Raw genomic sequence first — 5,755 nt, forward strand, 5'->3', positions numbered from 1 at the left:
CGTCACAGCTTCCCGGGGCCGGGGCTGGCGACCCCTACACCGCAGGAGTCGACTTTCGACCCACTTGCGCAGCGCTAAGGCTTGGGTATACGCCCGGCTCCATTCCCTTGTCAATAGAGCTCTTGGGACACTCACGCCTTTGCTAAAGTGTTCTGAGCAAGTGATTAGCTGTTATGTTGACGTTTGCGCGTTCCGGCTCACAACGTGCGCAGGCAGCGCACCTGAACCACGGTGATTCGCCAGAATCGCCGTGCGGCGTGGCAGCAGTTGCTCTTTGAGTGACGCATGGCTGTGGCAACAGCCACCGAACCGCGCGGCACCTCGCGCGCAGCTACCACAACCCACTGAGCAAGTCCGCGGCGACGATGCGCCGCTGTGCAAGGAGCATCGGGCGTTGCGCACCGAGACGGTCATCTGCGACACCCGTGACTTCGGCATCGGCCGACGGGTCACCGCCGAGAACTGGAAGGCCCTACGGGCGGTGGGCGAGCACGCCAACCAGCGTATGTGTGACACGCAAGCCGCCGATGCCCGACCCGCTCCGGATGTGGCCACCTTCACCCAGGTGACCCGACCGTCACAGATCGACGGTCAACACGCCCCCGCACTGCCGTTCGGGGCCGTGACTACGAACGGATCCGCATTGAGATGCAAACGCTGTTCAACGATCTCGCCATCGAAACACCCCTAGCCGCTTGAGGATTCGGCACCAGCCCACCATTCCACATCACCAACAAATTGTCGAAAGTCGATCCTCAAGCGGCTCGTTGGCGCGCGCCCACCACAGGCGCCGTTCGCTGTCGAGCCGCACGGTTCCCGAGTCGCCGTAGATCTCGATGACCTCGCCGCGCTTGTGATGTGCGGTGGAGATCAGGGTGACGACGCCCAGCCCTCCCCCGCGCAATCGCAGCAGCACCGCGTAGCTGTCCTCGGCGGTCACGTCTCGCAGCTGTGCGTTTTCGTCCGTGCGGGTCGGTACTCCCACCTCGGTGGCGGCCGCGACCTCGGCCACGTCGGGAAACATCTCGAGGACCAGGTCGAGGTCGTGTACTCCGTACGCCTGTAGCCGACCTCCACCGAGCCGGGCGTCATGCATCCATGTGTACGGGCGGGAGTGGGGTGCGGCGATGATCGGAGTGGACCAGCATGACCGACATCATCCGTGGCCGTCCCACGACGTCGCGTACCCGCTCGATCAGCCGCTGGCGAGTCTGCTTCATCCGTACACCGAAATCACACATGCCGACGACGCCGGCCGACCGGACCGCCGCCGCTAGGCGGCGCGCGCCGATGAGATTGTCCGCGAGCGGCTTCTCGCACAGGATATGCAGGCCCCGGTCGGCCGCGGCGACGGCGAGCGGAACGTGGGTGACCACCGGTGTGGCGATGTGCACCGCCTCCAGGCCGGGCGCTGACAACAGCTCATCGTAATCTGCTGTGCCAAGCGGCATTTCGGCCTGCGTAGCCAGTTCCGCGGCGCGGTGTGGTCGTCGAGACCAGATGGCCACCGGCTCGAACTCCGCAAGCTCGGTATAAACGGGCAGCGCGACTGTGCTGCCGAATCCGCCTCCGACGCTAGCAATCTTGACCGGAGGCATGCCGACTCCCCTCCGGTCGATGAAGATAACATGGAAAGCTCATGGCCGAGACGCGGCTGTCGGCACCTCGTTTCGTTGTGTGACAGCATTTCTCGAGCTGATGGGATTGGCAGGACCAAACGTTGCCAGTGCGGCGCACCGCTTCCGCGTCTTGCGGGTGCGGCCCCGTTAGGTTGTGCGGTTAACGTGGGTCGGTGGATGTGCCGACCATCGGTGCGACCGCTGCTGAGGCGATTGCGGTGCGGCGCTGATCGGCAGCGGTGAGGTGGTGAGGCGGGGATGACGAGTGGGTGAATCGGCGGTGCCGGTCAACGCGCCGCTTCCTCGTGATGCGCCTGAACGGGCGGCCGCGCATAACGAAGTACACGTTCGGCCGGCGCGGCCGCTTCCGATCCCATCGATGACCACACAGTTGACCGTGGTCACCGATAAGGTTTCGGCTGCTGCAGAGACCGCGCACCTGCACCGACTTGCCGCGACCCATAGCGCGGTGGGCGCCACGGATGTGGGGCTCACGCTTGACTTCGACGACGTGACAGCGTTGTCCTGGGAGCGGCACGACGACTACTCCCTGTATACCTTCCACCAGCCCCTGGACCCAGCGGTACTGGGCGCCCAGGCCGACCTGCTGGCGCTGCTGCCGCTGCCCGCCGGGTGGCTCGCGGCCATTCCGGGCCGCACGCTCGCCGCGGTGCACGTAGTGCTGCTGTCTGCGCACGGCTGGTCCGACGAGGACGCGGCCGGGTTTGCGCAACGAACCCTCGGTCCGGGCCGGTTGGTCGGCTCGCGGCTGCGGGATGACGCCGCCCGGCTGTACACCACCTATCGGCTTTATTCCGACGGCACCTCACGGTTCTTGATGTTGTGCGAGCCCATGACCGAGGGTCGAGCGGGGCGGATCACCGGCTCACTGCTGGATGTCGAGCGCTACCGAATGCTGGCGCTGTTGGCCTATCCGCCTGCCCGGGCCATGGTTCCGCGCATGACAGAACTGGAGGCCCGGCTCGCTGAGCTGGCGCGCGGTATCGAGGACGAGCAACGCGACGACCGCCAACTGCTTGACGAGCTGATCGGGCTGTCAGCGGTCGTCGAGTATGAGATCGCGACTCACGCAGGCCGCTTCGACGCCGCCAGCGCTTATTACGCGATCGTGCAACAACGCATTGAGTACTTGCGCGGGTCGTCATTGCCCGGCCTGATGGGTGTGTTCACCTTCCTGCGTCGGCGACTGGTGCCGGCGATGGCCACCGTGGAGGCCGCCAAGCACCGGATGGAGGGTTTGTCGGGCCGGGTCTCACGTACTGCCGACGTGCTGCGCACCCGGGTAGAAGTGACCGCCGAGATGCACACTCAGCAGCTGCTCAGCGGGCTGCGCCGGGGTCAGACACTGCAGCTGCGCCTGCAGCAGACGGTCGAGGGACTCTCGATCGCCGCGATCTCCTACTACATGGTCGGCTTGGTGGGCTATCTCGCTAAGGGGCTCAAGTCGCTAGGCCTGCCCATCGACGAGAGCGTCACGACCGCGGCGGCCATCCCCGTGGCAGTGATCGTCGTGTGGCGCACCGTGCACCGGGTGCGCCGCCACATCCACGGAGCCGACACCGACGGCGACGGTGGCACATGATTTCGGAATCCAGGTGGGCCCAAGCGCGGGGCGCCGCCAGTGCCAATTTCAGCGCACGATCCAAACCGGCCGTCGAGTGGGATCGATGACGTCTCGAGCACCATCGTCAAACCCCGTCGGGGAGGGGCTGAGCCATGCGTCCGGGAATCCAGGAGCAGTTCGTCGGACCGCTAGAGGGCTACGCGGACCAGCTGCCCCTGGTCGACGTCGCCGGTGAACAGCGCAAGGTCACCGTCGGGATGCTTCCGGAGGAGACGATCATCCAGTCCCGGCGGACTGGATGATCGTCCACTTGGGCTTCGTGGTCGAAAAGACAGACAAGGTCGCACGGACGAGGCAATGGCCGGCCTGGCAGGCGACAGGCAGAGGCGGTGACACCGAGGCCGCGCCGTGACCGCTCGTAGCCAGCGCGAACGCCGCGTTGCGGTCAGGCCAGTGCTCGGCCAGCCAGGCTCGCAAAGTCTTGGGCGTTGCAGGGCGAATCTGCCCCAGTTCGCCCGTCTGCGCAATCGAGTGTGGTCTGCTGTCGGTGCACGTCCAAGCCGCCTATTATCGGCATCGGGTCTCCTCGAGCTCCCCGAGAAATGTTCTATGACACCCCTGACGAGGTCGGATGAAACACATGCCCGAATCTGAAACGAACCACACCCCGAATCTGAGATGGGCCCGTCGATGACTGAACTTAGTGCGAGGCAGCCGCTCATCGTGCCTTCTGTCTTGCCCGCCGACTTCGCTCGGCTCGGCGACGAGGTACAGGAACTGTGCGAGGCGGGTGTGGACCGGATCCAGTGGGACGTCATGGACGGTGTCTTCGTCCCGAATCTCACGTTTGGCCCCGACGTGATCGCGGCGGCGCGGCCGCACAGCACGGTCGGGTTCGAAGCCCACTTGATGGTCGTCGATCCCGATGAACTCGTGGGCCGGTATGTCGACGCGGGTTGTGAACTGATCATCGTGCACGCCGAGGCGTGCACCCATTTGCATCGCACGCTGGCACGCATCCGCCAGCTCGGTGCGCGCAGCGGTGTCTCGTTGAATCCGCACACTCCTGCCGCGTTTGTCGAGAGCGTGCTGGCCGAGACGGACATGGTGTTGGCAATGACCGTCAATCCGGGATTCGGCGGCCAGGCCTACATCGCGGCCGTTGAGCCGAAGATCGCGCGTCTGCGTCAGATGATCGACGATTCCGGGCTGCCCATCGAGCTCGAGGTCGATGGCGGAATCACGGACCAAACCATCCGGGGGGCATCGGCCGCCGGTGCCGATGTCTTCATCTCCGGCTCGTGGATGTACGCGTATTCCGACGGCAAGGCCGCTGCCGTCACGCTTTTGCGTGCGGCGGCGATCGAGAGCCAATCACAACGAGTGGCAGCCAGATGACAGCCGTCGTGCGACCAGCATCGGCCCACCACGGCTTCACGGGGGAAGGCGTACTGTCTCGCCGACGCGCACACCTCGTAGACCACAGATGAGACTCTGGAGGCGGTCATCTTCGACGTCGACGGCACCCTCGTCGACAGCGAGCGCGATGGCCGTCGGGTGGCTTTTTAATGAGGCGTTCGAGGAGGCCGGGCTGCCCGACTACTGGGACGTCGATACCTACGGGCAGTCGGTCAAGATCACCGGCGGCGCGAGACGGCTGGCGTTCTGGTTCGAGAAGAATGGGCGGTCACCGGCCGACGCCGCTGAACTCGCACAGCGGCGGCACAAGCGCAAGACCCAGATTATGCGTCGGCAGATTGCGGATGGACGCGTGCAGGCCAGGCCTGGTGCAACCGATTTTCTCGACGAACTGGCCGAGTCCGGTATGCAGGTGCACGTGGCCACGACCGGCACCCGCGCGTGGGTCGAGCCGTTGTTGCACCAGGCATTCGGCGACAGGTTCGACACGGTGATTACCGGAACGGAGATACCCGATCTGAAGCCCAACCCTGCCGCGTAACTCGAGGTGTTGCGCCGAACCGGCTGCCCAGCCGATCACGCGGTTGCCGTGGACGACTCGGGGAACGGTGTCCGCGCAGCGGTCGCTGCCGATCGGCGCTGCGTGGTCGCCTACAATCCGTACACCCGTAACGATGACCTGTCCGGGGCAACGCTGATCACGTCCGGGCTCGACGACCCGGAATTTCTCTATTGGTTCCAGGACCGCTTGCAACACCGGCCCCAGCAACGGCGCATGAACGGGCAAGAAAATTGATGCAGGACTTGTCGAAAGCCCTTCTTTAGAAGGCTGTCTGAAGGACATCCGTGCTTCTCATCACAGGTGGCGTCCAACATCCGGTGTAAATCGTCGGGCGCAGATTCTGGCTTCGGTGAGTGATGTTACGCGGTGGCGCTGACAGCCTCGGAACTGCTGGCAGCGCGCGTCGCCAGCCGTCGCGCTCGCCACACGGACTCGCGAGGAGCCAACGAGGCGCCCTCGGGGTAGCTCCCCGACGGCGCCGCCCCCTGGCCAGTTGACGAAATTATCTACCGATAAGTTGTGGTGGCCGGGGTAGGTTTTAGGCTCGGGGGACACCCCACCCGCCGCGGG

8 protein-coding genes are annotated in these 5,755 nt (G+C 65.1%); 6 read left to right on the plus strand and 2 right to left on the minus strand.

Annotated elements, in window-relative coordinates:
• Positions 1–274: 274 nt before the first annotated feature.
• Complete coding sequence (locus CQY20_RS33060; protein ID WP_097945456.1) at positions 275–691, plus strand: hypothetical protein; 417 nt, start codon at positions 275–277, stop codon at positions 689–691.
• A gap of 36 nt (positions 692–727) precedes the next feature.
• Here the strand turns inward: CQY20_RS33060 and CQY20_RS33065 are convergent, their stop codons facing one another.
• Together CQY20_RS33065 and CQY20_RS33070 are read right to left on the minus strand one after the other, a co-directional pair.
• Positions 728–1,096, minus strand: coding sequence for a Gfo/Idh/MocA family protein (locus tag CQY20_RS33065; protein ID WP_097945459.1), 369 nt, complete (start codon positions 1,094–1,096; stop codon positions 728–730).
• The gene (locus tag CQY20_RS33070) at positions 1,089–1,598 is read right to left on the minus strand and encodes a Gfo/Idh/MocA family protein (RefSeq protein ID WP_097945462.1); all 510 of its coding nucleotides are present in this window, start codon (positions 1,596–1,598) and stop codon (positions 1,089–1,091) included. Before CQY20_RS33070 ends, CQY20_RS33065 begins: the two co-directional genes overlap by 8 nt.
• 301 nt (positions 1,599–1,899) lie before the next feature.
• Between CQY20_RS33070 and CQY20_RS33075 the strand changes: the two genes are divergently transcribed.
• The 5 genes from CQY20_RS33075 (at position 1,900) to CQY20_RS35830 (ending at position 5,419) form a co-directional block, all read left to right on the plus strand.
• Entirely contained in the window at positions 1,900–3,222 is a 1,323-nt protein-coding gene (locus CQY20_RS33075) for a DUF3422 family protein (protein ID WP_234816531.1), read from the plus strand.
• A 134-nt stretch (positions 3,223–3,356) separates the two neighbouring features.
• Entirely contained in the window at positions 3,357–3,506 is a 150-nt protein-coding gene (locus tag CQY20_RS36320; protein ID WP_371871001.1) for a hypothetical protein, read from the plus strand.
• Between the two features lie 421 nt (positions 3,507–3,927).
• Entirely contained in the window at positions 3,928–4,602 is a 675-nt protein-coding gene (gene rpe / locus CQY20_RS33085; RefSeq protein WP_234816528.1) for a ribulose-phosphate 3-epimerase, read from the plus strand.
• Positions 4,603–4,750: 148 nt separating this feature from the next.
• Complete coding sequence (locus tag CQY20_RS35825; RefSeq protein WP_234816529.1) at positions 4,751–5,164, plus strand: HAD family hydrolase; 414 nt, start codon at positions 4,751–4,753, stop codon at positions 5,162–5,164.
• 48 nt (positions 5,165–5,212) lie between these two features.
• Positions 5,213–5,419: a hypothetical protein gene (locus CQY20_RS35830; protein WP_234816530.1), complete on the plus strand. Its 207-nt coding sequence runs from the start codon at positions 5,213–5,215 to the stop codon at positions 5,417–5,419.
• The last annotated feature ends 336 nt before the right edge of the window (positions 5,420–5,755 follow it).

Source organism: Mycolicibacterium agri (assembly GCF_002553505.1).
Classification (GTDB): Bacteria; Actinomycetota; Actinomycetes; order Mycobacteriales; family Mycobacteriaceae; genus Mycobacterium; species Mycobacterium agri.

Bases quoted from the DNA above. Each gene is read 5' to 3' on its own strand.
- CQY20_RS33065 (WP_097945459.1), bottom strand. From the start codon at position 1,096: ATGCATGACGCCCGGCTCGGTGGAGGTCGGCTACAGGCGTACGGAGTA.
- CQY20_RS33070 (WP_097945462.1), bottom strand. From the start codon at position 1,598: ATGCCTCCGGTCAAGATTGCTAGCGTCGGAGGCGGATTCGGCAGCACA.
- CQY20_RS36320 (WP_371871001.1), top strand. From the start codon at position 3,357: ATGCGTCCGGGAATCCAGGAGCAGTTCGTCGGACCGCTAGAGGGCTAC.
- CQY20_RS35825 (WP_234816529.1), top strand. From the start codon at position 4,751: ATGGCCGTCGGGTGGCTTTTTAATGAGGCGTTCGAGGAGGCCGGGCTG.